At 40.3% G+C, this 26,056-nt stretch carries 21 protein-coding genes and 1 riboswitch; of the genes, 7 read left to right on the top strand and 14 right to left on the bottom strand.

Annotated features, from left to right (window positions below; genetic code table 11):
• Positions 1–113: 113 nt before the first annotated feature.
• The 6 genes from ACIQXV_RS00300 to ACIQXV_RS00275 all read right to left on the bottom strand — a co-directional run bounded on the left by ACIQXV_RS00300 (position 114) and on the right by ACIQXV_RS00275 (position 6,736).
• Positions 114–1,526, bottom strand: coding sequence for an APC family permease (locus ACIQXV_RS00300; protein ID WP_402954313.1), 1,413 nt, complete (start codon positions 1,524–1,526; stop codon positions 114–116).
• 166 nt (positions 1,527–1,692) lie between these two features.
• Complete coding sequence (aldA, locus tag ACIQXV_RS00295) at positions 1,693–3,150, bottom strand: aldehyde dehydrogenase (RefSeq protein WP_402954310.1); 1,458 nt, start codon at positions 3,148–3,150, stop codon at positions 1,693–1,695.
• Positions 3,151–3,202: 52 nt separating this feature from the next.
• Complete coding sequence (locus tag ACIQXV_RS00290) at positions 3,203–4,330, bottom strand: aromatic ring-hydroxylating oxygenase subunit alpha (protein ID WP_402954307.1); 1,128 nt, start codon at positions 4,328–4,330, stop codon at positions 3,203–3,205.
• A gap of 138 nt (positions 4,331–4,468) precedes the next feature.
• Positions 4,469–5,461, bottom strand: a complete 993-nt coding sequence (locus tag ACIQXV_RS00285) for an NAD(P)/FAD-dependent oxidoreductase (protein ID WP_402954304.1) — start codon at positions 5,459–5,461, stop codon at positions 4,469–4,471.
• 231 nt (positions 5,462–5,692) lie between these two features.
• The gene (locus ACIQXV_RS00280) at positions 5,693–6,061 is read right to left on the bottom strand and encodes a DMT family transporter (RefSeq protein WP_402954301.1); all 369 of its coding nucleotides are present in this window, start codon (positions 6,059–6,061) and stop codon (positions 5,693–5,695) included.
• Between the two features lie 144 nt (positions 6,062–6,205).
• Positions 6,206–6,736, bottom strand: coding sequence for a TetR/AcrR family transcriptional regulator (locus tag ACIQXV_RS00275; RefSeq protein ID WP_402954298.1), 531 nt, complete (start codon positions 6,734–6,736; stop codon positions 6,206–6,208).
• 212 nt (positions 6,737–6,948) lie between these two features.
• Between ACIQXV_RS00275 and ACIQXV_RS00270 the strand changes: the two genes are divergently transcribed.
• The 4 genes from ACIQXV_RS00270 to ACIQXV_RS00255 all read left to right on the top strand — a co-directional run bounded on the left by ACIQXV_RS00270 (position 6,949) and on the right by ACIQXV_RS00255 (position 10,802).
• Positions 6,949–7,674 (top strand): FadR/GntR family transcriptional regulator, encoded by a 726-nt coding sequence (locus tag ACIQXV_RS00270; protein ID WP_402954296.1) that lies wholly within the window; start codon positions 6,949–6,951, stop codon positions 7,672–7,674.
• A 191-nt stretch (positions 7,675–7,865) separates the two neighbouring features.
• Entirely contained in the window at positions 7,866–8,582 is a 717-nt protein-coding gene (locus ACIQXV_RS00265; RefSeq protein WP_402954293.1) for a (Fe-S)-binding protein, read from the top strand.
• Between the two features lie 70 nt (positions 8,583–8,652).
• Positions 8,653–10,086, top strand: a complete 1,434-nt coding sequence (locus ACIQXV_RS00260; protein ID WP_402954290.1) for a LutB/LldF family L-lactate oxidation iron-sulfur protein — start codon at positions 8,653–8,655, stop codon at positions 10,084–10,086.
• The gene (locus tag ACIQXV_RS00255; protein WP_402954287.1) at positions 10,083–10,802 is read left to right on the top strand and encodes a LutC/YkgG family protein; all 720 of its coding nucleotides are present in this window, start codon (positions 10,083–10,085) and stop codon (positions 10,800–10,802) included. Before ACIQXV_RS00260 ends, ACIQXV_RS00255 begins: the two co-directional genes overlap by 4 nt.
• Positions 10,803–10,997: 195 nt before the next feature.
• On the opposite strand, the gene ACIQXV_RS00250 is transcribed toward ACIQXV_RS00255, so the two are convergent.
• Entirely contained in the window at positions 10,998–12,380 is a 1,383-nt protein-coding gene (locus ACIQXV_RS00250; RefSeq protein WP_402954284.1) for an amino acid permease, read from the bottom strand.
• Positions 12,381–12,754: 374 nt separating this feature from the next.
• A riboswitch (glycine riboswitch) is annotated at positions 12,755–12,856 on the bottom strand.
• A 272-nt stretch (positions 12,857–13,128) separates the two neighbouring features.
• On the opposite strand from ACIQXV_RS00250, the gene ACIQXV_RS00245 reads away from it, so the two are divergent.
• Entirely contained in the window at positions 13,129–13,926 is a 798-nt protein-coding gene (locus ACIQXV_RS00245) for a histidinol-phosphatase HisJ family protein (protein ID WP_402954281.1), read from the top strand.
• A gap of 145 nt (positions 13,927–14,071) precedes the next feature.
• On the opposite strand, the gene ACIQXV_RS00240 is transcribed toward ACIQXV_RS00245, so the two are convergent.
• Together ACIQXV_RS00240 and ACIQXV_RS00235 are read right to left on the bottom strand one after the other, a co-directional pair.
• Positions 14,072–14,725 carry a permease prefix domain 1-containing protein gene (locus tag ACIQXV_RS00240; protein ID WP_402954278.1) on the bottom strand — a complete coding sequence of 218 codons (654 nt, stop codon included), beginning with the start codon at positions 14,723–14,725 and terminating at the stop codon, positions 14,072–14,074.
• Positions 14,722–15,048: a PadR family transcriptional regulator gene (locus ACIQXV_RS00235; RefSeq protein ID WP_402954275.1), complete on the bottom strand. Its 327-nt coding sequence runs from the start codon at positions 15,046–15,048 to the stop codon at positions 14,722–14,724. The genes ACIQXV_RS00240 and ACIQXV_RS00235 overlap by 4 nt, the downstream gene beginning before the upstream one ends.
• A 625-nt stretch (positions 15,049–15,673) precedes the next feature.
• Between ACIQXV_RS00235 and ACIQXV_RS00230 the strand changes: the two genes are divergently transcribed.
• Positions 15,674–17,932 (top strand): beta-glucosidase family protein, encoded by a 2,259-nt coding sequence (locus ACIQXV_RS00230; protein WP_402954272.1) that lies wholly within the window; start codon positions 15,674–15,676, stop codon positions 17,930–17,932.
• Between the two features lie 436 nt (positions 17,933–18,368).
• Entirely contained in the window at positions 18,369–19,031 is a 663-nt protein-coding gene (locus tag ACIQXV_RS00225; protein ID WP_402955207.1) for a nitroreductase family protein, read from the top strand.
• Between the two features lie 224 nt (positions 19,032–19,255).
• Here ACIQXV_RS00225 and ACIQXV_RS00220 read toward each other — a convergent pair whose 3' ends face one another.
• The 5 genes from ACIQXV_RS00220 to ACIQXV_RS00200 all read right to left on the bottom strand — a co-directional run bounded on the left by ACIQXV_RS00220 (position 19,256) and on the right by ACIQXV_RS00200 (position 26,030).
• Positions 19,256–21,973 (bottom strand): sugar-binding protein, encoded by a 2,718-nt coding sequence (locus ACIQXV_RS00220; RefSeq protein WP_402954269.1) that lies wholly within the window; start codon positions 21,971–21,973, stop codon positions 19,256–19,258.
• A gap of 277 nt (positions 21,974–22,250) precedes the next feature.
• Complete coding sequence (gene iolE, locus ACIQXV_RS00215) at positions 22,251–23,147, bottom strand: myo-inosose-2 dehydratase (RefSeq protein WP_402954266.1); 897 nt, start codon at positions 23,145–23,147, stop codon at positions 22,251–22,253.
• A 49-nt stretch (positions 23,148–23,196) separates the two neighbouring features.
• Positions 23,197–24,228 (bottom strand): inositol 2-dehydrogenase, encoded by a 1,032-nt coding sequence (gene iolG / locus ACIQXV_RS00210; protein ID WP_402954263.1) that lies wholly within the window; start codon positions 24,226–24,228, stop codon positions 23,197–23,199.
• 75 nt (positions 24,229–24,303) lie between these two features.
• Positions 24,304–25,140, bottom strand: a complete 837-nt coding sequence (locus ACIQXV_RS00205; RefSeq protein ID WP_402954260.1) for a carbohydrate ABC transporter permease — start codon at positions 25,138–25,140, stop codon at positions 24,304–24,306.
• A 20-nt stretch (positions 25,141–25,160) separates the two neighbouring features.
• Positions 25,161–26,030 (bottom strand): carbohydrate ABC transporter permease, encoded by an 870-nt coding sequence (locus ACIQXV_RS00200; RefSeq protein ID WP_402954257.1) that lies wholly within the window; start codon positions 26,028–26,030, stop codon positions 25,161–25,163.
• Positions 26,031–26,056 lie beyond the last annotated feature (26 nt).

The raw sequence follows: 26,056 nt of genomic DNA, 5'->3' as shown, positions 1-26,056 counted from the left end.
CCTCTCCTTACAAGCTTTTTAATTTTGCCCTAATTTGTTACGAATTCTTACATGCTATTTAGGCTAATCTTGCCCCTTTTATTTTCGGTACTAATAGAAGAACCGTCCCCTTGTTACACTTTAACTGAATGAGGGTCTGACCCCACTGAAAACGAACCAGAAGAATCGTCCCCGTGTTCCACCTGCTCCCCTGCATCAATTGTGAAGGTTGGTACTGGTTTTTTAAATGCTTTTGTAAGAAAAAGCAGGTAGATGAACCCAATACAGTTCCAAAGGAGTCCTAATACTATTGCAATTTCACTTATGTGGGACCACAATAATGCGATAAAGAGGATACCTATTATAGGAAATACTAGATAATGAATAATCGATTTGATGGATCTCATTTTATTCTTGATGATATAGTGACGTATGACGCTTAAATTGACGAAAGTAAAGGCAGTATAGGCTCCAAAGCTAATGATAGAAATCGCTGTATCCAACGTTAAAAATACCGCAGTCATACTAATAACTCCTGAGATGACGATATTAAAAACTGGGATGCGCGTTCGAGGATGTAAATAGCCAAATACTTGTTTAGGTAAGACATTATCTCTTCCCATTGCATATAAAAGTCGTGAGATACCCATTTGGGCTGACACTCCCCCAACAATAACACTAAATATTAAGATTCCTAAAAAAACAGAAGCAACCAACATCCCTCCAATTTTGTCAGCAATCTCGAATGTTACTGCATCCACATTCGAAAAAATAGAGATATCAGGGAAAGGGATCTGCATAAAATAACTTACGGCTGTATACATAATTCCGATAAAAAGGGCAATGCTTATCATTGCTTTGGGGATTGTTTTTACTGGGTTATGCGTTTCTTCTGCTAAAGTGCTTACTGCATCAAGCCCAATAAAATTATAAGCGAGTATCACTGTGCCAGATAAAATCACAGGTAAAGATAGATTATGCGGCATAAATGGTTCCCAGGAAAAGAGTGGAGCAGAAGCATTCAATTGAAATTTAATTAACAATGCAACAAATACGACAGCGATAGAGAGTTGAAGGACAAGAAGTAACATGCTAAATGAGACGGCAATCTTAACATTAAAAATATTCGCAAGTGTGATTGTAAGAACGATAGCTAAGACCCAGATCCATACAGGTATTCCCGGAAATAGCGGTTCTAAATAAATCGTTATGGATAATACATAGACAATCGGAAAAAAAATGTAGTCAAAAAGTGTACCCCATCCAATAAAAAAGCCAAGATTGGAATTGAAGGCTTGTTGCACGTAAGTATAGGCCGAACCGGCTCTTGGATATACCCTTACCATGTTGGCATAACTTAAAACTGTAAATAACATGGCAACCGTAGCAATTATATAAACAAGGGGAACATGTCCATTCGTAGCGTCTGAAGCAAGCCCGAAAACAATAAAAACTGTAGTTGGAACCATAAGTGATAAACCAAGTACAAAAACACTAAAAAAACCCAACGTTCTTTTTAATTCCCTATTCTCCGTTTCCCCTTTCAAGCTCTACCATCTCCCTTTATTAAATACGACTCATTTAGCTGGCAAATCACCAAAGACGCGCTATGTTTCGACAAAAAAAAGGGGGACCGCAAATCTTGTGCTGTAAAGTATGTATCGTGTAAATCAACAGATTTACAGAACCCCGTATATAAAAATTTCAAATATGCTACTTTTTCTCTAGGTTATATTGCAGGTACACAACATGAGTTTGTAAATACTCCTCTAAACCATGTTTTCCATCCGCACCACCGATTCCAGATTTCTTCCATCCTGCATGGAATCCTTGAATCGCCTCAAAATTCTCTCTATTAATATAGGTTTCTCCAAATTGCAATTCATTACTTGCTCGCATCGCAACGTCCAGGTTTTGAGTGTAAATGGAAGAGGTTAACCCAAATTCACAATCATTTGCAAGGTCTATGGCTTCATCCAGATCCTTAAAGGTGGCGATTGGTAAAACCGGACCAAAAATTTCTTCCTGCATAATCCTCATCTCATTCGTTGCGTTAATCAGAACGGTTGGCTCAAAATAATATCCCACTTCTCCCGAACGCTTGCCGCCCGTTAACAACTTTGCTCCTGCAGCAATGGCATCTTTTACATGATCCTCCACTGCTTCTAAAGAGCTCTTATTGACTAGAGGTCCCATATCGATATCTGAATGAACTAATGGATTACCAAATTTCATTTGTTTCATGGCTTCGGCAATTTTTTCATAAAACTCATCTGCTATATCCTCATGGACATAAACTCGCTCGGCACAGTTGCAGACCTGTCCGGAATTAATCACACGAGAAGCAACAATAGATTTTACGGCAAGATCGAGGTCCGCATCCGCCATTACAATCGCTGGTGCTTTTCCGCCTAGCTCTAGTGATACTTTTGTGATGTTTTCAGCAGCTGCGCGCATGACTGCCGCACCGGCATGATAACTGCCTGTCAAGCTGACCAAACCAACTTTTGAATTTGAGGCAAGTTCATTTCCAAGCACACTACCGCTTCCGGTAACGATATTAATGACTCCCTTTGGCAAGCCTGCTTTTTCAACAATTTTAGCAAATTCAAGCGCGTTATTAGGCGATTCGGCACTTGGTTTAAGGACAATCGTATTACCAGTCAGTAAAGCAGGTGCTGCTTTACGGGCAATCAGGAAGAACGGAAAGTTCCAAGGAAGGATACCCGCAACAACCCCAATCGGTTGTTTAAAGACGAAAATATTTTCGTTTGGACGGTCGCTTTGGACTATTTCTCCTTCATAACGTCTAGCCCATTCGGCCGTATAATCAATATAGTCTGCCGTAAAGTTCACTTCCACCTCAGCAAGCGCTTTCGTTTTTCCCATTTCCTCAGATATGATGCGCGCTAAATTGTCAGCGTTTTCACGAATCCCCTTAGAAATCGCTCTTAAATACGTTGCCCGTTCAATCGCCGGAAGCTTCGCCCATTCTTTCTGAGCCTTTGCAGCCGCATCAACCGCCTGGCGGACATCGGCAATTGTGCCTTTTGGAACCTCGGAAATTACCTCTTCCGTTGCCGGATTAATCACTTGCGAAGTTTCATTTGAAGTAGATTCAACAAATTCCCCATTAATGAACATTTGATATTTTTTTGTAGCGATTTGCATATAAACATCCTCTCTCATTCTAATAAAATGTTTTTTTTTTAAAATCCAAGAATTAAAGCACATTCAAAGATTTGAGTACTAAACTTTGGAAATGGTGGACAGCATGCTCACTAAAATCACCTGTCCGATCCTCATCGACTATTAACCTTCCACCGGCATATCCTTTTGATTTAAGACCCTTTTGAACCCTTTCACAGATTTCAATATCTTCCGGATTAAGCGTTTTTTCCATATAATTAATCCCTGCCCAGCCCTCTTCAGTAGGTTCTTTATCAAGGAAATAGAAATCAAAGTACTCAGTCGTTGTGTCAGGACCTGTAGGAACGATATGAAATATTTGAAAAGCCGTTTCACCTGGATTTGCATTAAACATGGTCATGGGCCATAACCAGTAAGCATAAAAGTTTTGATTTCCGCCATTTGGGTCAATCTTGTATGCAGCCCTACTATTCGGATTTCCCATAGGCGCAATGTGTGAAGAATAATTTTCGTAAATATGCGATTTATAATTCTTTAAATCAATCAAATCGCACAACGCTGGATGAGTCGTACTACAATGGTTACACTCCAAGAAATTATCAACAACAACTTTCCAGTTTGCTTTCACCTCAAATTTGATCCGATGGGCAAACGTTAATTTACCTAGGTCAGGAACATAGCGGTGAAGATCTTCTTCCAAACCGTCATAAACAATATTTGCCGGCTTTGCATTCATATCCATATTAATAAAAATTAAGCTTGCATATTCTTCTACTTTAACTTGTGTTAAACAATGCTCACTAGCATCAAAATTCTTTACTTTATCTTGGCCTCTCGCCTTATTTAGTTGACCGTCCAGACGGAATGTCCAAGAGTGATAAGGGCACGTAATGATAGATTTTTTACCTTCCCCTTCTACTAATTGATGACCACGATGTGGACACACATTATAAAAAGCTTTTAATTCGTTTTCTTTTGTTCTAGTAATAAAGATCTCTTGATCAATTACGGAAAAAGTAACGTAGGAGCCCGGTTCTACTAACTTTTCTTTATGACAAACAAAAAGCCAATTTTTATAGAATATAGCCTCCTTCTCCATTTCAAAAATTTCAGGACTTGTGTAATAAGGCCCCGTTAACGCATAGGATTGTTCAGGATCAGCATGGAAACGATGTGGAAAAGGTGCACTTGTTTTTAACATTTTATTTTCCCCCTTAACTTTGATTTCAAAAAGACAGTCTGGACGGTATGTAAAAGAATCATACCATTAGGTAAACACTTTTTCAATAGTGTTAATAAAGATAATACTCAGATTTTTAAACCATGAGAGCCAGTAGGATTAAAATTTCATATTAGAACTATGAACAGGTTGCAATTTTGATTGCGGATCAATATAAGCTTTTGCATTATTTACAGCCGTTGGCCCTTCACCAAACCCTGCAGTAATTAACTTAACCTTCCCCGGGTACGTAACTATATCTCCAGCAGCATAAATTCCTGCAATGTTTGTCTCTCCTTTAGAGTTGACAATAATATTCCCTTTCTCTAGTGCTAATCCCCATTCCTTAATAGATCCAATTGAAGAACCAAAGCCAAAATTAATAATGAGGTCATCAACTTCAATCGTTTCCGCTTCATTTGTTTTATTATTTAAGATTCGAACCTTTTCAATAGTGTCTTTCCCTTCCAAACTAGAAATCTCAGTGGAAGTTTTTACTTCTATCTTCGATTGCATTAATAAATCGATACTATGTTCATGTGCACGAAACGTATCTCTGCGATGAATGAGTGTGACTTTTTTTGCAATGGATTCTAACATAAGCGCCCAATCTAAAGCAGAATCTCCCCCGCCTGCTATAAGAATGGTTTTATTAGCAAATCGTTCCATACCGTTTACAAAATAGTGTAAATTCCTACCTTCAAATCTCTCTGCATTTTCGACTGTAAGCTTTCGCGGTTTAAAAGCGCCTGCTCCAGCCGTAATAATGATGGTTTTGGATAAATGAAGGGAGGTATCTGTTGTGATATGAAAAAGTTCATCCTTATCTTTAAAAACATCGATTACCTTTTCCTCCAAACACACAGTTGGATCAAAATGAGAAACTTGTTCTTTCAGTCTATCCACTAATTCTTGTGCCTGAATTTTCGGAAAGCCCGCAATATCATAAATATACTTTTCTGGATATAAGGCCGCTAGTTGTCCTCCTAATTTAGGCATACTTTCAATAATCTTGACACTGCATTGCCGCATACCACCATAAAAGGCTGTAAAAAGCCCTACTGGCCCGCCGCCAATGATGGTAATGTCATAAATTTTTTGATCACCTACCATAATTTCCCCCTTTTTACCATTTTTCAATATTCTGAATTCGTTGTGTAAAAAAAACAGGCTTCTTGAAAAGTAGATATAAAATGTTATCTACTTACACCAAGACCGTCCAGACGGTTTAAACAAATAATAACAGCACCTCCTTTTTTTTGCAATAACAATATTTCATTTCTCCTGCATGAACATTAAAAAACGGTATTTGAATGTCTGCAAATACCGGCTTTAAGGGCATATTTATGCTTCCTTTTCCATCTTCACTTGATGTAGTTGTGTTTCCGGCTTACTTTTCTCTCCGCTAAGATTTAGTCCTATGACACCCGCAATAATCAATAAAATGGAGATGGCTTTCATAAGGTTGAACGATTCCTGAAACAAAAAGATGGAGATAAAGGTAATAATCGCAACCCCTAATCCCGCCCATATGGCATAAGCTACACCCACTTCAATACTTTTGAGTGATAAGGTAACGAGGATCAGACTTAGCCCATAAAAAACAAAAATCATGATAGACGGAATTAACTTTGTAAATCCTTCCGATATTTTCATCGATGTTGAGCCTAATACCTCTGCAATAATACCTAAAATAAGATAAATCCATCCCATTTTGATCACTCCCCTGAAATAATCGAAATAATTAATTAACTTTAAACAAAAAAACCCTTACAATGGTTTTTATTGTCCTTTCAAAGCCATCATAAAGGAATTTATAGAGAAGAATGCAGTTTTTTGTCAAAACGTGATGTAGAATCAACCATCCTGCCTTGTTAAAGAATATAATTCCTCCAGCACCTTTTCCCGAAAGTCATTTTCAAGCGGTGCAAATCCAAACATATCACAGAACCATAATCCATCGATAGCAAGTCTTATAATAGTTGCCAATACAGGATCTAATCCATCTTCCTCCACTCGTTTTTGCCATACAAGATAATGATCCTGTACAGGCTTAAGCAGTTCGGGGTCAGTAGCAATGGCAGCTAATAATCCTGCTTCCATTTGTTCGGGATCTTTAAGCGATACATCTATGTAAGCTCTAAGCGTATGACCCGGATTTGAATCTAAAGCAGATTTTTGTTCTAAACTCGTTGTGTACTTTTCAAGGACAGACGTAATTCCCCCTTCAATTAGCGCCCTCTTACTAGGGAAGTGATGGAGAAGTCCGCCTTTGCTAACTCCTGCCTCTTCTGCAACATTTGCTAATGAAAAATGAGAAAAGCCTTTTGTATTAATAACGCGTGATGCAGCATCCAATAGTTCTTCATTTAAAGCCCTCTTTTTCAAATTTATCCCTCCTTCAATAAGTATACCATCCGGACGGTATCTAGACAATATTTTGAAGTTAATTAACTGTATTGGATGATTTAACCATGGAATACAAAAGCAGCTCATAGACCTTTCAACCAAAACATAAGGTGAAAATGAAGGATATTCACATTCATTTGATATAATTGAAATGCATCATGGTCGATGAATTGTTTTAAGGAGCCAAAACAATGAATTATAAAAAGATTAAACCAAAAAAGATTTATGAGGAAGTTACCGATGCCATTTATGAAATGATTCGGTCAGGTCAGCTGCAACCGGGCGATAAACTTGACTCCGTAACGCAACTCGCTGAGAACTTTCAGGTTGGCCGTTCCGCTATTCGTGAGGCGTTAACTTCATTACGGGCGATGGGACTCATTGAAATGAAGCAAGGTGAGGGAACCTATGTAAAGGAATTTGAAAAAGACCAAATTACGTTTCCATTATCAACAGCCATTTTAATGAATAAGGAGGACATCACCCAATTATTAGAGGTAAGGAAGATTATTGAAAGCGGAACTGCAGCGGCAGCTGCAAAAAGAAGAACGGACCAGCATCTTTCCTTGATGGAGGCTGCTCTAGAAACAATGCTTGATGCAAAAGAGGATGAAGATCTGGGTGAAAAAGCTGATTTAGAATTTCATTTAGCCCTTGCTGAAGCCGCACAGAATCAGCTATTGATGAACTTAATGAATCATGTGTCAGAACTCATGGTCGAAACGATGCGTGAAACGCGCAAGGTTTGGCTGTTTTCTAAACAAACAACAATCGAGCAGTTATATAAAGAGCATTTGGCGATTTATGAAGCGATTAAGAACCAGGATGAAGAAGCCGCAAGGAAAAAGATGCTTCATCACCTTGATAATGTCGGTACGATTTTGGAAAAATATTACGAATATACAAGAGCGCTTTAATAATTTTTAATGCAGAAAAATATAGATAAAACAAGGGTTCCTTTACTTTTAGGAACTCTTTTTTTAGACACGTAGACCATACTTTTCTATGAAAGCCCTTCCTAAACCTACTGCTTTTATTGTAAGATAGAAAATAACAATATCGTTAGGTCGTCAGATGACCAGTTGACCATTTTAGAGAGGAGAAAAAAATGAAAGTATCACTTTTTGCTACTTGTATCGTCGATTTATTCCAGAGCAATGTCGGTAAAGCGACAGTTGAACTGCTTGAAAGACTTGGGTGTGAGGTGGAATTCCCGGAATCTCAAGTATGCTGTGGCCAGCCTGCTTATAACAGCGGCTATATCAAGGAAACAAAAGAGGCAATGAAACGAATGATGGAAACGTTTCGTGATGCGGAATACGTAGTTTCACCGTCCGGCTCTTGTGCATTCATGTTCCATGAGTACCCGCATATTTTCGCCGGGGATCCTGTTTGGGAACCAAAAGCAAAACAATTAGCGAAAAAAACCTATGAACTGACACAATTTATTGTGGAGGTTTTAAAAATGGAAGATGTCGGTGCCACGTTTGAAGGAACGGCAACGTATCATACCTCCTGCCACATGACACGATTATTGGGGGTTAAAGAACCACCAATGATTCTATTAAAAAATGTAAAGGGCTTAAAGTTCACAGAATTACCGGGTAAAGAACAATGCTGCGGCTTTGGCGGCACCTTCTCCGTCAAAAATGCTCAAATATCTGAACAAATGGTCGATGAAAAGGTATGTCATGTTGAAGAAACCGGCGCCGATTACCTTATTGGGGCAGATGGCGCTTGCTTAATGAATATTGGCGGGCGAATCGAGCGATTAGGAAAACCGGTTAAAGTATTGCATATTGCAGAAGTGTTAAATAGCCGCTAAAAGGCAGTTCTACTATCATTGGAAAAGCGAAATTCGAGTTTCATATTTTTATAGATGGGGGGAAATTCATATGGCAATGAAGATTAGCACGGAACAGTTTAAGGATCGTGTCGACCGGGGCATTCATGATCAATTTATGCGTGGGGCTATCGCCGGGGCCCAAGACGGTATGGGGGTTAAACGAAAAATTGTCACAACCGACGAATTAGATAATTGGGAAGACTGGCGCAATCATGGCGAGGAAATCCGCCAGCACGTGCTTGAGCACCTCGATTATTATTTGGAGCAGTTAAGTGACAACATAGCCAAGCTTGGCGGTCATGTCTTTTTTGCGCAAACGAAGGAAGATGCCAATGAATATATTAGAGGCATTATCCGGCAAAAAGAGGCCAAAAAAGTCGTGAAGGCAAAATCAATGGTGACCGAGGAAATCAGTTTAAATGGGATGCTGGAAGAAGAAGGCTGTGAGGTGGTCGAAACTGACCTTGGCGAATATATTCTCCAGCTCGATGAGCATGACCCGCCATCACATATTGTGGTACCGGCGCTTCATAAAAACAAAGAGCAAATCCGCGATGTATTTGCGAACAAACTTGGCTATACAAACACATCAAAACCGGAAGAACTTGCCTCCCAAGCCCGGGTCACCCTTCGAGAGAAATTTCTCAAAGCCGATATTGGGATTACTGGTTGTAACTTTGCCGTTGCCGAAACGGGTTCCTTTAGTTTAGTGACGAACGAAGGGAATGCTGATTTGGTTACCGCTTTGCCAAAAACCCAAATCACTGTCATGGGCATGGAAAGAATCGTTCCTACCTTCGAAGAAATGGAAGTTCTCGTAAGTATGTTAACCCGCAGTGCGGTCGGGCAGAAGCTAACGAGCTATATTACGGTTTTAACTGGTCCTCGCGAAGAATTGGATGCCGATGGCCCGGAAGAATTTCATCTTGTCATTGTCGATAATGGCCGATCAGACATTCTCGGCAGCGAGTTCCAATCGATTCTGCAATGTATCCGCTGCGGGGCATGCATCAATGTTTGTCCTGTCTACCGTCATATTGGCGGCCACTCTTACGGATCCATCTATCCAGGACCAATCGGCGCCGTTCTTTCGCCATTACTTGGAGGATATGATGAATACAAGGAGCTTCCATATGCCTCTACCCTTTGCGGTGCGTGTACCGAAGTATGTCCAGTGAAAATTCCGTTACACAATCTGCTTCATAAACACCGTGAAGTCATTGTTGAAAAAGAAGGAAAAGCACCCGTTTCAGAAAAATTATTAATGAAGGCCTTTGGGCTTGGTGCCGCATCACCGACACTTTACAAGATTGGTTCAAAAATCGCACCTGCTGCCATGAACCCCTTTACGTCAGGAGGCAAAATCTCCAAAGGGCCGGGGCCGCTTAAGGCATGGACGGATATTCGAGAATTCCCGGCTCCAAATAAAGAGAGATTTAGAGATTGGTTTACTAATCGCGAAAAAGGAGACAAAGAATCATGAACGGCACCATCCAAAATCGGGATAAACTTTTAAATCAAATTGCCAGCCGTCTAGGCCGGCCGCGAATTTCTTCGAAGATTCAAAAACCAAACTGGAAATACCAGCCGCAGCACGAGGTATATAAGGATGCAACACAGGATGAGCTTTTAGCTGTATTAGAGGAACATTGCCAAAAAATCCATACGGACATTTTTACAACTGATTTGCAGGGTCTTCCTGCTGTGGTTAATGATGTGGTCGCTAACTGCGGTGGTGGTCCGGTTGTCACATGGAAGGACGAAAGGTTCTCTGAGTGGGGGCTCGATTCCGTAATGAAAAAAGAGTGGCCGTCCCAACAGATCGATGTGTTTGAATGGGACCACACCTTAGGGGAAGAGAATATTAATAAAGCAGAAAACGCCAATGTCGGCATCACGATTAGCGAAATAACGCTTGCCGAATCCGGTACAGTCGTCCTTTTTAGCGATAAAGATAAGGGAAGAACCGTCAGCTTTTTACCGAAAGCATCCATTATGCTGATTCCAAAAAGCACGCTCGTTCCAAGAATGACCCAGGCCGCAGTGAAAATGCGCGAAGTCTATCAAAAAACAGGACACGTGGCCTCCTGCATCAACTTTATCACCGGGCCAAGCAACTCAGCTGATATTGAGCTAAATCTCGTCGTCGGCGTACATGGCCCCGTAAAAGCAACCTATATTGTAGTTAACGATTTATAACGGATAAATATGACCAAACACTTAAACAACTAAATCTAGATTTCATTCTAGGTTCCGTCCATAATATAAACAACCAAAAGCCTGCAAATAAAAAGCGTAAAGGTCCCAATCAATGAAGGGCCTCCACGCTGTTTTTATTAATAGCTTTCTTTTTAATTTTTTTATAAGGATGGATGTTGAGTTGCCGCTTAATTTTCAGCTAATCTTTTCCTGATTCACTTGATCTCCCTGAATGGCTTTCATCATCCGTACCTTATAAATGGCAATTAGCAAAATAAACCAGACAGGTGTAACGAACAAGGCAACACGAGTATCTTCCGCAAGGGTCAGCACGACAAGAACGAAAGCAAGGAAAGCAAGGATCAAATAATTGGCAAATGGATAAAGCGGCATTTTAAACTTGTTCACTTTAGCTAATTCCGGTCTTGTTTTTCGATATTTTAAATGGGCTGCGACAGTAATTCCCCAAATAAAGATAAAACAAACGGTAGAAACGCTCGTGATCAGAGTAAATACTCCTTCCGGCATGACGTAGTTCAAAGCAACGCCAATAAGTATAACAACTGTTGAGAAGAACAAAGCATTTGAAGGTACTTTACGTGTAGTGAGTTTTGCAAATGATGTAGGTGCACTTTGATTTTTTGCAAGTGAGTATACCATCCGGCTTGTACTAAAGATCGCACTGTTACATGCCGATGCTGCTGATGTTAGGACGACAAAATTGACAATACCGGCCGCGGCCGCTATACCAACTGCGACAAATACTTGGACAAATGGGCTTTCCGCCGGTTTAATAGCGTTCCACGGATAAATGCTCATAATCACAATAAGTGCGCCGATGTAGAAAATGAGAACCCGAATCGGGATATTATTGATTGCTTTAGGAATAACCTTTTCCGGGTCTTCTGTTTCCCCGGCAGTGAGGCCGACAAGTTCAATTCCCACAAACGCAAACACGACCATTTGGAATGCGAGGATAAATCCATTCATGCCATTCGGGAACATCCCATCGTGGCTCCATAAATTCGTGAAACTGGATGGTCCTGAATTTGTGGAAAAACCCTTAATAATCATAAAGATGCCGATCACAATTAAAGATACAATCGCAATAACTTTAATCAATGCAAACCAAAATTCCATTTCGCCAAAAAGTTTTACGGTTGCAAGGTTCATCATCAACAATATAACAACTGCTATTAATCCAGGCATCCACTGTGGTACACTCGGAAACCAAAACTGCGTATAAATTCCAACTGCTGTCAAGTCCGCCATTGCAATCGTAATCCAGCAAAACCAATAGGTCCATCCGGTGATAAAGGCTGCCATATTACCAAAATAGTCTTGTACGAAGTCAACAAAAGAATGATAGTTTAAATTACTTAAAAGCAGTTCTCCTAGTGAGCGCATAATTAAAAAACAAATGATACCTGTAATCAGATAAGCAAATAAAATGGATGGCCCCGCTAGATGGATTGATTTTCCTGCCCCAAGGAATAATCCAGTCCCGATTGCCCCGCCAATGGCAATTAATTGTACGTGCCTGTTTTTTAGGCCTCTTGCTAATTTTTGTTCCTGCATGTGTTTACCCCTCTTTTCCTTTTTAGGATTTGTGACATTGTTCTAACCATTACAAATTAAAAGTTTGATATAAATTCTGTCAAACCACTTTAGAATTTAGTGCGATTAAACTTAATCTTCTTTGTCAAACTTATCAGCCTAAGTAGAAAAATCTAAAGAAATGGTTTCCTACAATGAGTAGTTTTTTTATTTCCTCCTTTTCACAGAAAATGTTCCATTTCGCTGATCGGTTAATGGCAGGATTTCACAAACAAAAAAAGAACAGAAGAAGGGTATGTTTCTACCCTCTCTGTCCTTTTACCTGAAAGTTTCTCCCACAAAAATTGCAGGTCCCCTTTGGTGGCATATAACGAAATATGCACTCTCCAGAGCTACGTCATGTATTGGTTCCTTTTACCTGAGAGATTTATTCCAAGGATTTTATGGAATTTGCTCCTTCGGCGGCGATACTAGTCACTCTCTCCCAATACAATCATCCGTAACTATTCACATGTCAATCATTGAAAGCGGATTCATAAATCGATATTCTCACATAATAATTCCATTGTCAATTTATTATCGGGAAAATTCCGAAAATTCCTTCTTGAGAACCACAGGGACGGTTCTCATGGCTTTTATTGAGGTCTGTGTGGGCCACAAGAACCGTCCCCATGGGCTTCCCATGGTCTTCATAAGAACCTTCATAGTTGCCAAACACCTAATTTTAATGAAAGATAGATAGTATCAGAATCTCTTAGGAGGAAATATTGTGTACTTAATGGACTATCATCATCATACAAACAATTCATTTGACTCCACTGCCATGATGGAAGAAGTATGTTTGAAAGCAATAGAAAATAATATTAAAGAGATTTGCTTTACTGAGCATTTCTCGGTTAATCCGCTTGCACCAACCTATGGTCACATGGATTTTAATAAATATTTTAGTGAGCTTCGGTATTGTCAGGAGAAATTTCGCGGCCAATTAACAGTAAAAGCCGGGATAGAACTTTGTGAGCCCCATCTTTTAACGGATAAATATGACCAAACTCTTAAACACCTAAATCTAGATTTCATTTTAGGCTCCGTCCATAATATAAACAACCAAAAGCTCCGAATTGTACTCAAAGAACATAATCAACAAGCCTACCAGCTTTATTTTGAAGAATTGTATAAAATGGTGTCAGCAGCCGACATAGATGTGATCGCCCATTTAGATTTAATGAAGCGCTATGGCTATAAAGAGTATGGAATCTATCAATTTGAAGACTATCAGGAAATTATACACCAAATTTTAAAAAAGGCCATCGAACGGAATATTGGGATTGAAATCAATACTTCAGGTCTCAGATCTGGCTTGAAACAGACACTGCCATCCATGAATATTATTCAACTATACAAGGAGTTGGGCGGAGAGATTTTAACCATCGGATCAGACTCGCACAAAGCCGAAACCGTTGGAGCCAATCTGATAGAGGCCTATAACATAGCGAGGGAATGTGGATTTACCTATATTTATAAGTTTGAACAAAGGAAACCAATAGCAATAAAAATGTTTGGTGATTGACAGCCTGGAAGGAAAAGCGCAAGCGCCCTGGAGGGAGGACCACGGGGACGGTTCTCATGGCTTTTTAATGAGGGTAGTGGAGACCATAGGAACCGTCCCATAGTCCTCCGACACAATCCGGTGCCTGATCAGGCACCGGAATTTTTCAGCGAATCAACGTCCTTCGCTTGTTCTTTGTTTGATTCTTGTTCCAGAACAGCAAGGTAAAAATCTGTCTTGCAATTAGATAAGCAAACGCCCCGATCGGGATAGCGAACAAATCAAGCCATAGACCATCCGGATATTGGTCCGGGTGGTTTATCAATGATTGAGACTGGATCGCTCCAACGAGCAAAGATGGTACAAAAAAGAACAGCCACGGGTTGCGAAGCCACTTCGTATTGAACTGCTGGTTAATCGCCTCATATATCGCTTCGGCTGCCCCAGCCATAAACACGACGATAAAAAATCCTCCTACCACACTTTCAGCCGGGATAGTATTAGAAAATTCCGGATGATAAAATTCCATCGCAGAATACGAGACAAGGCATAAAAACGCGGTGACAAAGATGACGCTCCAGACAAAACGGACAATCTTCAACCAAGGAAACATAGCCCTCTTCAGTTCCTGATTTAAGCTTTGCTCATTTCCGAAGGATTGGATTACCTGGTGCACAGCCTCTTCTTCAGAATACCCCTTAATCATTAAGTCGTTCATATGCTCGACAAGATGGGCATATAACTCCTCGTGCATTTCCTCCCTCTCTTCCTGAGGCAAGTCAGCTAAGATCTGTTGTAGATATCGCTCCAGTTCATTCATGCTAATCCTCCTAACGTTCGATCAATTAACGCATTGATTTGCTTCCAGTTCTTGAGCTTTTCCGAAAGCAGTTTATGCCCCGTTTCGGTAATAGAATAATATTTCCGTCTAGTTCCATCAGGCTGCTGGCTCCAGTAGGATGTCACACATTCCTTATTTTCTAACCGTTTTAAGGCCGGATATAAAGTACCCTCATTCATGTGGTAGGCATCCTCGCTTAAAATGCGCAACTTCTTGGTCATTTCATAACCATAACAGTCACTCTCGACTAACAAAGACAGCAAGAGAATCTCAATGCTCCCTTTCAGCAATTCCCTATCCATAAAATCTCCTCCAAATATTGCTAATAACATTGTATAACAATGTACCTTGTTATACAATGCTGTTTAGCAGAAGAGTTCCGCGAAGTTCGACGGGGACGGTAGTAAGTGGACAAAGTTATGTCGTAAGTGGAGGAAAGTACGACTTAGAGCCATTCAAGTTAGGTGATTCCCAATTAATATCCAGCAAAATGTCGTAAGTTTTGAAAAAAGGTCATAAGTGTTCCGATTTATGTCGTAAGCGTCACAAAATATGTAATAAGCGGTTGAAAACATGTCGTCAAAATGAAACTCTTCAACCACGTATTCTGGAACTTCATCTTCTTTTCCACTATCCATACAATTAAAGATGATTATTTTGATTTCCTCATTTAAACCAAATGGATTGTCCTCTTTTAACCATTTAAGAATAAGAAATATTTCCTATTACCAAATAATCATTTTTAATTTTTTCAATAGTCAGATAGATTTTTTACAAAAAATTATAAAAATATCACAAATGTAATCTTGAGATGGTTCATTATAATGAGATTGACATCTTTTAGATAGCGCTTTCATGAAAACTAGTACGGAGGTGAAGAGTGGGTAAAAAGTAAAATCTTTATTCCAATTTGGGGAGGTTGGTAAGGTGTTAAAAGTAGGAAAAAAATTCAAGAAACTTGTGTGGTCTTCATTTGTATCGAGTGTAGCTGTCGCAGCTATTGCAGGCGGGGCATTTTCTGCACAGCCAACACAGGTGAACGCTGAACAGGCCGCTGTTTCATCCCAGCTGCCTTGGATGGATACGTCGCTTTCGCCTGAAAAACGTACCGGACTACTTATCAATGCAATGACGCTTGACCAGAAAATCCAACAGCTTGCGGGGAAAAGTGGAGCAATCCCGGAGCTGCCTGAATGCGGAAGCCCAGGCAGGCACGTTCCTGGAATCCCTGAACTCGGGATCCCAACGTTTAGAATTACCAATGGTCCTGTAGGTCTAGGCGGCGGTGACTGCAGCCCGCAGGATAAGGCGACTGCATTACCTGTTGCAATTGGACTGGCAGCCAGTTTTGACCCCAGTCTTGCCTACGCTTTCGGTGACCTAATGGGTGGTGAGGCCCGTACGCTTGGGCTGCACGAACTCGAAGCACCAGGCATGAATCTTGCACGCTTAGGCGAGAATGGCCGCAATTTCGAATACATGGGTGAAGACCCTTATCTTGCTGGTGTTTTATCTTCTAAAGAAATTCAGGGTATCCAAGATAATGATATTATTGCCATGTCAAAGCATTACGCACTCAATGATCAAGAGCAAAACCGCATGTCAGTGAACGTTAATGTCGATGAGAAAGTTCTTCACGAGCTTTACCTGCTCCCATTTGAAATGTCAGTAAAGGATGGCAACGTTGGTTCCATTATGTGTTCCTACAACCGGGTAAGCGGAACCTATGCCTGTGAGAACGAGTATCTGTTGAATACCGTTTTGCGCGATCAGTGGGGATTCAAAGGGTACGTTCAATCTGACTTTGGTGCTACCCATTCGACTGCCCCAGCGCTTAACGCCGGATTGGATTTTGAAATGCAGAGTGCCCGATTCTTCAACAATGCCAACATTAATGCCGCACTTGCGGATGGCAGCTTAACGATGGATACCGTTAACCAAGCTCTCAGTCGCCGATATGTCCAAATGTTCAAATATGGAATTTTCGACCGTCCGATTGTACGGGGGACGATCGATGCTGAGACGAACGGTTCGAAAGCGCGCGAAATTGCAGAACAGACAGCCGTATTGCTGAAGAATGAGGGTAACCTGCTTCCGCTCAACCCATCGGTTCATTCTATTGTCTTAATCGGTAAGTCAACCTATGTTGACGCAGCGGTTGCAGGAGGAGGCGGCAGTTCGCGGGTAAGTCCGCTATATACCGTTTCACCTCTACAGGGACTTCAAAATACTTTAGATAAACTAGGCTCTAGCGCAGCGATTACCAAGGTAACAGTGGCTAATGACAATAGCAATCTTAACGAAGCTGTTGCTGCGGCTAAGAATGCGGACATCGTCATCCTCATGGCTGGTGTAGTAACCAGCGAGGGCCGTGACCGCCCTAGCTTGTCATTGCCTGACAACCAGGATGAAATGATTTCAGCTGTGACAGAAGCGAACAAGAAAACGGCTTTAGTTCTTAAAGATGGTGATCCTGTACTTATGCCATGGGTTAATGAAGTCCCATCTATCTTAGAAGCATGGAATCCAGGTCAGGAGGACGGCAATGTTGTCGCTAACTTGTTATTTGGGCTCGCCAACCCATCCGGAAAGCTTCCAGTGACCTATCCGGTTTCCAAAGCGGACACACCAACCAGTACGGAAGATCGCTATCCAGGCGTTAATCAAGGTGTACTTGACAGCACGGGCAAAGAGATCCCGCAAGTGTACTATTCTGAAGGTTTGGAAATGGGTTACCGCTGGTACGATGCACAAGGAATCAAGCCTCTTTTTGCGTTTGGTCATGGTTTGTCTTATACCAACTTTGACATCTCTAAACTAGTTGTTACGCCGAAGACAACGGACGGGACTAAGAAAATTCAGGTATCCTTCTTTGTAGCAAATACCGGAAAAGCAGCAGGTGCGGAAGTACCGCAAGTTTACTTAGGTCTGCCTGAAGTTGCCAACGAACCGCCTAAACGGCTTGTTGGATTTGAAAAAGTCTGGCTGAAACCAGGTGAAAAGAAACGTGTGACTATTACCATTGACCCAGCAGCAAGCAATCACCCACTGTCCATCTGGGATTCCAGTGCTGATGCATGGAAAACTATAGATGGCGAGTACAAAGTGTACGTTGGCAACTCTTCTAACAACATTACCTTGACTGATTCAATCAAGGTGCGGACTCCAGCGGGTCATAGTAAATAAGGTAGTCCTTTTATAATGAAAGTGAAAAAAGGATTGTAAAATAGGGGTTGTCTAAAAAGTAAAGAGCTGGCGAAAAACATCTTGTTTTTCGCCAGCTTCTATTTTGTTCAAATTCTAATAGCTGTAACATTCCAGATCCCCTAAACCAAAATGAGGAATCGTTTGTTGCTTCCATCCAGTCCACATGGAGTTATTATTTTAAAGAAACAAGAATCCCTTATATTCAATTGAATTCTATGGCAAGTATCCTAATCCCTTATACCATCCTAGTAGTAAGAATCATAATTTTTGACAATACGATGTAAAATAAGTAATGTAAATTTGTATCATGCGAACAATAGTAGTAGATGAAATTTTAAACACAAAGAGTTCGTAACCCTTGCCATAAATGAATTTCTTAATAGAAACGATTAATTGATTACTAGGAGGCATCATGATGACAAACTTACAAACGCTTGAAAAAATCGAACAGCAATCGTTCATCGATGTGGTTCGGGAACGTCGTTCTGTTCGGGCATATGATCCAACGGTGCACATCTCTCGCGAAGAAATGACCGAAATACTGGAGCTGGCAACATTGGCTCCATCGTCTTCAAACCTTCAGCCATGGCGATTTTTAGTCATTGATACGCCAGAGTTGAAAGAAAAGCTTCTACCCATCGCATTTAACCAACAACAGGTAGTGGAAGCTTCTGCTGTTATTGCTGTGCTAGGTGACGTAGAAAGCTATAAGAAAGCTGAAAAAATTTATGGACAGGCCGTGGAAGCAGGCTTTATGCCGGAGGATACGGCTACATCATTCATCGAGCGTACGACCGGAACGTACTCAAGCTTGCCGCCTGAAACAGCTCGCCAAATCGTCTATACGGATGGCGGACTAATTTCCATGCAGCTCATGCTTGTCGCCCGTTCCAAAGGGTATGATACAGTTCCAATGGGAGGGTACGATAAAGCAAGATTTGTTGAAGCTTTCGGAATTGCCGAAAGATATGTGCCTGTAATGCTCATTGCGATGGGAAAAGCAGCAAAACCAGGACATCCGACTACCCGTCTTCCAATTGAAGATGTAGTATTCTTCAACGAAATGCCATCTGAATAAGTAAGAAATTATCCAAAAGACGAAACCAGCTTGGAGTCATCCAAGCTGGTTTTTACTGTTTGGGCTGTGAATAGGCACCTGGATTCTACGATGAAAAACCGCGGGGACGGTTCTCATGGTCTTTTTCATTGCGGAAAAAAGCCAGCAGAACCGTCCCCATGGTCACCCTGATATAGAAAAATCCCCCTGGCTATAAATAATCGGCCAAGGGAATTTGTGATAAATTAATTTCCTATCGGATAAGATAAACTCATTGTTTTGCCATCTTTTGTTTCATAAGAAACAAGCACATAGGTAGTTTCTGTTAATTTGTCAGTAGGATATTGCAATACCACTTCAGCTTGCTTATTAGATTCAAAATCGATTGATTTCTTGTCTAAAATTTGTTTATTTGACCACAGAAACACGTTTGCGGTCCCAGGTATTTTAGCTTTGAGCTTCACATTGACAGTCTTTTGACTCACTTTTGGTTTTCCGACCATCATTAGACTATCTTTCTCAAGTGCCACTCCGCTGGCTAGTGGAACTCCATTCAGAGAGGACTGTAAGATAGATTGTGGTGATAAAACACTTTTCGCAACATCCATTGGAATAATAGGTTCTTTCGGTTGTTGCGGCAAGTTCACATCCGGGTGGTAGTCTTTTAACTTTCCATGGCCCCAGCGATACGGATCTCCTTGGACACCACCCCATGTTGACCAACCGAGGCGGGTTTGCCCTGTTTTGTCCTTGGTATCTGAATCATAGACGAAAATATTAAAGGCAAACTTTTCAGGGTCAACTGCTGCAGGTAATACAGAGAAAGGAATCTTCACTTCCATCGTATACCCATTATAATTCTCTTCGTTAATTTTTGATGCGATTTCCATTCCTGGAGCAGTCAGTTCGATTGGACCCTGATAGTTATCAGCATCGCGGTAGGCCGCAGGCTTATGTTCAGTCGTTGTTGGGAAAACACCGACTTTAAAGGTTGAAGACGTATTTTCTGAATTTCCTTGCGGGTCGATGGTAATTTCTACAGAATCCGTTCTCCAGTGACGTTTTGCATCGTCCTTATCTAAGACAGTACCTAACAGATCATCTTGAACGTTAACGTAGAAATATAATGCATCTTTGTACCAACTCACTTTGGCATGACCGGACGCGTCCATAGAAGAGGTTGGTACTGATCCTTCCCATAACCGACTTAAATCAATATCATGATCAGGATATTCACCTTCGTGTTCCTCACCATCAATCGTTGGCTCCGTTGCCGCTTGCTGTATATCAGTGACAGGAACTAAATTAATAGCTGCCTTTTGAACCACAGATTTATCAGTGGTTTTAGTCGTAATTGTAAAGTCGTAATCACCATTTGTACCTCCCTCATTAGAAGTCTTTAATGAGGTATTTGTATTCTGAACCGAAAACTGTATGGCTTTTGTTTCGTCTGGATTCAGAGAATCAATGGTTATGGAAGGTTGAAGTGTTTGGAATCCCTCCGGCAGCTGAATGGATACTTCACCACTTTGAACACTGCTGCTGTTATTTGTTACATTCACTTGAACATCCTTCGATTCACCCAAACCAATTGAAAATACAGGTTTAATTAAATTCTCTAAATGCTGGACGCGGTTTTTCTCCGCCCATTCCTGGAACTGCTTTACATGAGGTAATGGCTGGAGTTTCGCTTCTAAAGCTGATACCCCTTCAATTACTCTGCTTGAAAAGCCTTGTTTTTCCCCAACAGCTAATGTGGCGTTAAGACGATATCTTTTCGTTTCCATCGTTGTTGAAGCTTTTACAGTAAAACTAAACTTTTGGGTTTCACCCATTTTAAGCTGCTTAATAGACACTTGACCATTCGTCTCTGCTTCCAACCCACCAGGTAATTCCAGTTTTAGATTTGCATCTTTTAAAATCTTTTCACTGTTGTTGGTTACTTCAATATTAACCTTAAACGTTTCCCCAGGAACAATTTTGTAATTTGAAGTTGTAACAGATATTTCTGTTCCAAGAGGAAGACCTTTTTCAGTTGTTAGAAGAGCACCTTCAAGTAATGAAGTCGATTGTTGGTTATCCTTTGTAATTGGTACACGGCTATCAAACTCGGTAAAACGATCACAGCCTAATTGATTTGGATCATTCGGGACATCATCAAATACCTTCCAGCCTTGAGACTCATAAAGTTTTTGGGCATCACGTTCCAGTTGTGCCCATGTCTTGTTTTGCTTTTCTGATTTTCTTCCGCTCCAAATGCTGTACACCTTATCAGTTGGTTCAGATGGAACGAAAGTGGTTTCACATTTTCCCCCGATGTTAACTCCTGAACCGCTGGCCCCGCGATAGACGATTTTCTTTGCACTCCAAGTTTTCAAACCTTCTTTTGAAATTTGCTCTGGAAACTTAGTAGGATCTGCAGCAGCATAAAATGCTTCCACTGCCATTCTCGCGGCATATTGATGATGACCATGATTTCCTGGTGTTGGTGATGGATTCATTGTGAAGAGAATTTCTGGCTTTGTCATTCGAATTGTTCGTACAACTTTCTCAAGTGTTACATCATGGTCCCACACTTTTTCAGTTAAAGGCGCACTAACATTGTAATAAAAATCAACTTTATCTAAATTAAATACATGATTGATTCCTGCAATTGATACAGCATCTCTTTCCTCTTTTTCTCTTAAAATACCTAAATCAGAACCTTCTTCAGTCCCGACTGCATTTCCCCCGCCTTCTCCGCGGGTAATGGTCATTACACCCATCTTATAGTTATATTGTTCAATCCACTGGCCGTATGTAGACAAACCGCCAGCTTCATCGTCAGGATGAGCTCCGATGAACAACATATCTAAATCGACCGGTTTTTCTTCCGTTTTTGCCAAACTAGAACCTAATGGAAAAAGACTGCACATCATCGTTAAAGTTAATGTTTTAGCAATAGTTGAAAACCTTTTCTTCATACCTTTTTCTCCTTTCAATTTTTACTTAATAAAAACCTCTACAGTATAGTTATAATAAAAAATCGGCGTTAGTTCTTTAGATATTTTTACTAAAAATTCAGAAATATTATCTTAGAAAAAAACCGTAAAAAATACTGAATAATAGGTTCCCTCTAAGTTCTTTTCCGGCCAGATTTTGACTTTCGGTTCTAACAACCATTTGTGTTCTTCTTCCATATACCCTTCCTTTTCACTAACGCCTATTGAATTTTTTTATTGAAAATAGAATTAACTAGTATTAGAGACCACTCTTTTCCTTAATATATTGGCGGGCCTTTAGTGCATATTCAAAAGGGTTTGCCTTTACAGGGTCCTGCTCTGCCTCAACAACAAACCAACCTTGATAATCTGAGCTGGCAATTGTTGTGAACATTTCACTAAAGTCAATTCCCCCATCCCCCGGAACGGTAAAGGCTCCCTCTTTTACCGCCTGTAAAAAGCTTAAGCCATTCCTTTTCACTCGATCGACAACATCTTGGCGAATATCCTTCAGATGGACGTGCTTTATGCGAGGTAAATATTTTTTAAGAATGGTCAGTGGATCTTCACCAGAAAAGACAAGATGACCGCTATCAAATAACAACGAAACAAGGTTAGGGTCTGTTAACTTCATTAACTTGTCAATTTCTTCTGTTGTTTGTACACCTGTACCCATGTGATGGTGATAGACAATTTTCATATCCTTTTCCGCAGCCAAACCACCTAGATAATGCAGTCCATCTACAAGCTTAGTCCATTCCTCTTCTGAGAATACTGGTTTATTAGTAAATAAAGGAACGTCCATTAACCCTTGAATGCTATGGCCTTGTTCAGAAACCACAATCACCTTAGCACCCATTTCATAAAGAAAATCACGGTGGATGATAAAATCGGCTGCCGTTTCTTCAAGTGGCTTAGTGGTTAAAAATGCACTGAACCAAGCACTAGCAATTTGCAGGTTACGCAAGGCTAAGGCTTTTTTTAACTGTTCAATGTCACGTGGATATTTATTTCCCACTTCACTTCCGCTAAACCCGGCAAGAGCCATTTCACTTATACATTGTTCAAAAGTGTTTTCACCCCCAAGCTCTGGCATATCATCGTTCGTCCAGCCGATTGGAGCAATACCAAGCTTTATTTGATTCTCTTTAAACATTTCTAGCAATCTCCCTTCAATTGGATAACGATAATTACCTTTTATTTAATTATGAATTCAAAGTAATTTCCTGGTTTGAATGATCGAGCTTAACAGGGCAGCCTTTTAGTAAAGATTCCTTGGCAGCTTTTGCAATCCGCTCCGCTTGAAGACCATCCATCCCAGTGCAACTCACATCATGACCTTCTGAAATAGTCTTTGCAAATTGAGTGACCTCTTCGATATAAGCTTGCGTATAACGTTCTAGGAAAAAATATAAGGGTTTATCTTTGGAAACGCCTTCTCTTGTCGATACTTCCACTGTCGTGGGCCGGCAATTATCAGCCATTGCTGTTCCTTTTGTTCCAAATACTTCAACACGCTGATCATATCCATAAACAGCTTGACGGCTGTTGTCTATCACTCCAAGTGCACCATTCGCAAATTTCAATGTAACGATGGCGGTATCTATATCACCAGCCTCCCCGATAGCAGGATCAAGTAGATTTGTTCCATGTGCAGACACTTCCACTACTTCACTATTCAGTAAATACCGAGCCAAATCGAAATCGTGAATCATCATATCCATAAACAATCCACCTGATGTCCGTACATATTCCAAGGAAGGCGGCTCGGGATCTCTTGAAGTAATTTTTAAAATATGCGGTTTTCCAATTTGTCCATTTTGAACAAGATCATGTACTCTCTTAAAATTACGATCAAAACGACGATTAAAGCCCACCTGTAACTGAACGCCATTTTCTTCCACCACTTTTAACGCATCCATTGTTTCTTCCACTGAGAAACTAACCGGCTTTTCACAGAAAATATTTTTCTTAGCAAGAGCTGCTTCTTTAATGATTCGTGCATGTGTAGTCGTTGGTGAACAAATAAAGACAGCATCTATTTCAGAATCCGCCAGCAAATCTTGATAATTTGTTGTTAAAACAGGAATTCCTCTACTCTCAGCCCATTCCTGTAAATGTCTGACCTCTATATCTGACACTGCTTTAATCTTTATTTGAGGAATCAACCGCAAATGATCAACATGTAATTTCCCAATTCGTCCAGCTCCGATAATTCCGACCGTAACCCTGTTCATTTGTATTCTCCTTTTCATGAAATTTTTAAAAATCACTAGTTTTCAAGCATTTTAGATTTTGAAAGATAAACGACATTACCCTTTGACTGATCCGGAACTTAATCCGCTAACCACTTGCTCTTGAAGCAGAACAAACATCAATATGCTCGGGATCGTAATCATCGTCAGCGCTGCAAATAACGCAGTATAATCGTAACTGAACATAGAGGTGAAATAATTTAACACCAATGGAACAGTTCTATTTTCGTTGCTTGAGGTAAGGGTTAAGGCAAACAAAAATTCGTTCCAACAATTGATAAATTGAATAATCGCTGCTGTTGCGAACCCAGGTCTTGCGATTGGCACCACAATTGAGTAAAACGTACGAAGAAAACTCGCACCGTCCATGTAAGCCGATTCCTCAATCTCATTAGGAATCGTAAGGAAAAAGCTTCGAAGAACAAATAGGGTAATGGGAATTCCAATGGCTGTATACACCAAAACCAATCCTGTTTTTGTATCATAAAGTCCAATAAACTCAACCACACTGTATATTGATTGCATCATAGACGTAATGGGTATAAACAATGTGATACTCATAACTGCAAGCAATATATTAATGACCTTTGATTTGACCCTTGCAAAAACATAAGCGGCCATCCCCATAAAAATTAAATTGAATACAGTTGATGCGACAGAAACCACAATGCTGTTCCCGTAGTATTGGAAAATTGGCGATACCTTAATGGCCGTTATATAGCCATCAAAACTAAGTGATGTTGGAAGAGATAATGGTGTAGAAGTTATTTCCTGTGTTGTTTTAAAAGATGATATTAAAACCCAAAAAATTGGCAGAATCGAGATAAATGTTATGATCGCCAAAAAGATCCAAGTCACTGATTTCCATATAATTCCTTTGGTGCTATCTCGCAAATTTCATCTCTCCTTCACACCTAGACTTCCGATTGTCCAAATTTAAATATTCGAGTGGTGACAAGAATAATGAACAAGCCTAAGAAAATCAACAATGTTCCAATCGCATTTGCATACCCGTAATTGTTTAACATCATGGCTTCTTTATATAAATAAAGTGGTAAATTTAAATTTGAATCATTAGGACCTCCGTTTGTCGTTAAAAAAATCAGTTCGAATTCTTTTAACATACTTGTTGTCGCCAAAATAACACTGATTCCAATTACATTTCGTAATAAAGGCAAGACAACGAACAGATCCGTTTGAAACTTTGTTGCCCCGTCAATTTTGGCTGCTTCATAAAGCGATTGGGGAATCGTTGCAATCTCAGCCATAACAATAATGGTGATTAGTGCTGAAAAGAATAACCAGCCGCTTGTTACAGTCCAAAACGATGTTAAAGGGTCGAAATACCAATTAAGTGAAAAATCATCGAAACCAATCATTTTTAAGATGGAATTGATCATACCCATTTGAGGATTAAATACATATAGTAACAACATGGCTCTCGCGGCTGAGGATATGATGATTGGAATCATGTAGGATGTTCGTACGAACTTCCAGCCAAATGGTTTATGTGAAAGAACCAATGCAATCAACACACCTAATGCCACATGGAATGAACCTTGCAGCACTACCCAGATAATCGTGTTTTTTAACGCAACCAGAAAAGCTTGATCTGAAAATAATCTTATGTAGTTATCAAAACCGATAAATTTCATCGGTTGATTTATTTTATAATCGAAAAAAGATGTGAAGATCACATTGATAACCGGATATCCAAACACAAGAAGAAAGATGATAACAGCGGGTGTTAGAAAAATAGCATACCAAATTCGATTGTGTTTCATGCTGCACCTCCTAGTAATCATGTAAG

It is taken from the genome of Neobacillus sp. NPDC097160, assembly GCF_044762155.1.
Classification (GTDB): Bacteria; Bacillota; Bacilli; order Bacillales; family Cytobacillaceae; genus Neobacillus.
This window is presented reverse-complemented; position numbering and strand designations above follow the sequence as displayed.